The sequence below is a fragment of the Komagataeibacter kakiaceti JCM 25156 genome, from assembly GCF_000613305.1.
Map to the genome: position 1 here is coordinate 1 of NZ_BAIO01000399.1, position 2,194 is coordinate 2,194.

The 2,194-nt window shown below is 64.7% G+C and carries 1 protein-coding gene and 2 pseudogenes; 2 read left to right on the forward strand and 1 reads right to left on the reverse strand.

The window, feature by feature from the left end:
• Positions 1-1,323: pseudogene (gorA, locus tag JCM25156_RS24745) on the forward strand (glutathione-disulfide reductase); the annotation flags it as partial.
• Positions 1,324-1,388: 65 nt separating this feature from the next.
• Here the strand turns inward: gorA and JCM25156_RS24750 are convergent.
• Positions 1,389-1,729: pseudogene (locus JCM25156_RS24750) on the reverse strand (hypothetical protein).
• Between the two features lie 305 nt (positions 1,730-2,034).
• On the opposite strand from JCM25156_RS24750, the gene JCM25156_RS28965 reads away from it, so the two are divergent.
• A partial coding sequence (locus tag JCM25156_RS28965; RefSeq protein ID WP_148299396.1) for a 3-deoxy-7-phosphoheptulonate synthase occupies positions 2,035-2,194 on the forward strand: 160 nt, incomplete at its 3' end.

Genomic DNA, 2,194 nt, shown 5'->3' on the forward strand with positions numbered 1-2,194 from the left:
TGGCGCCCGCGTGGCGGTGGCGGAAAGCCGCCACTGGGGCGGCACCTGCGTCAATCTGGGCTGCGTGCCCAAGAAGCTCATGGTTCAGGCCAGTGATTATGGCGACTGGGTGGATGACAGCCACGGTTTCGGCTGGAGCACCCGGCGCGGGCATAATGACTGGGCGGAGCTGATCGCCGCCAAGGACCGCGAGATTGCCCGGCTCAACGGGATTTACGTCTCCATGCTGGAAAAGGCGGATGTGGCCCTGTTTACCGGCCATGCCACCATCGAGGACGCGCATACCCTGCGTATCGACCGTCCCCCCTGGTGCCCGACGCGGCCCCCCGGCGGGTGACGGCGCGGCGGATTGTCATTGCCGTCGGCTCCACGCCCACCATGCCCGCCATACCGGGTATCGGGCACGCCATCTCATCCGACCAGGCATTCCACCTGAAAGAGCGGCCCGCGCGGGTCTGCATGGTGGGGGGCGGCTATATCGGTGTGGAATTCGCGGGAATTTTCCGTGGCCTCGGTTCGGAGGTGGATCTGGTCTACCGGCAGAACCTGCCGCTGCGCGGTTTCGATTCCGACCTGCGCCACGCCCTGCACGACGCCATCGACCTGCGCGGCATCCGCCAGCATGTGGGCGTATCCCCCACCGCCATCGACCGGCTGGAGGACGACACCTTCGCCGTGACGCTGGACAACGGCACGCGCATCGTGACCGACTGCGTGTTTTTCGCAACGGGCCGCCACCCGAAGGTGACAGGTCTGGGACTGATCGAGGCGGGCATCGCCACGCAGGAGAACGGGCGCATCATCGTTGACGCCAACAGCGAGACATCTGTGCCCGGCATCTACGCCATCGGGGATGTGACCAACCGCCTCAACCTGACCCCCGTCGCCATTGCGGAGGGGCATATCCTGGCCGACCGGCTTTTCGGCGCCACGCCGCCCCGGCAGTGGTCGTTCGACACCACGCCCAAGGCGGTCTTCTTCACCCCCACGCTGGCCAGTGTCGGCCAGACGGAGGCGGAAGCCGCGCAGCATGGTGATGTGGATGTGTATGTCAGCCGCTTCCGCCCCATGCGCAATACGCTGAGCGGGCGCGAACAGCGCACCTACATGAAGCTGGTGGTCGATCAGGCCAGCCAGATCGTGCGCGGCGCGCATATGCTGGGTGATGACGCGCCGGAAATCATGCAGGGACTGGCCATTGCGGTGACGGGCGAACTGACGAAGGCCGACTGGGATCGCACCATTGGCATCCATCCCACCGCGGCGGAGGAATTCGTGACCATGCGCACCCGCACGCGCGTCACGCCGCGCGCCACCGGCTGAACCGCCGGAACGTCAGGGCGAAAAAAAACCGTTGCCAGCGTCAGGCCGGCAACGGTTTTTTCATTTCAGCGCGGAGCGACCCAGCCATTGCCGGTGGAATCGCCAAGCTGGCCATCACCGTTGATGCCGCTGCTCTGGTAGCGCTGCCGAAACGTGACAGGTCCGTGCCCGTAACGGAATCACGATGCACATGTTCCAGATGGTCGGGGTCCGGCCCATGGTTCAGTTCCATGGACGGCGCTTCCTCATAACCGGGGGGCAGGTGGCCGCGCTGGCCATGGACGGTCATCCTGTCCTCGCTCTGGCTGTTGTCGTCCGTATCCGCCGGCGCGGCCCATGCGGTCACGCTGAACAGGCACAGCCCTGCGGACAGGGCGGTTATGAGTTTCCCACGTGACGTGGCCATGATCCGTAATCCTTTTACCTGTAGGGGCCAGCATGCCAATCCCGCTTCCGGCGGGGAAGTCCCGGTGTGGCAGGCCAACCATGTTTCTTTTACATAATGGGGCCTGAAGGCGGGAATACGACCATAAACCGTATGGATACAGGCCGTATGTGGCCACAATGCAACATCAACCGCCCATGGGGGGCGGGCAATAGTGCGTGGCGTCAAGAACAGGCTTTGCCATACCGCGCTTTTTTCGACATAAAGGCTCCCCTTCCGCCACGGGCGGGAATTGTTTTGTATCCAGAGGAATTAGGATCCGACCCATGAGTGCGACGCACAGCCCCAACAGTTCTTCCCGGCAGGCCTGGACGCCGGAGAGCTGGCGGTCGTTTCCGGCGCGGCAGATGCCGCGATACCCCGACGGGACAGCCCTTGAGGCCGTGGAGGGCCGCCTGCGCCGCTACCCGCCGCTGGTCTTCGCGG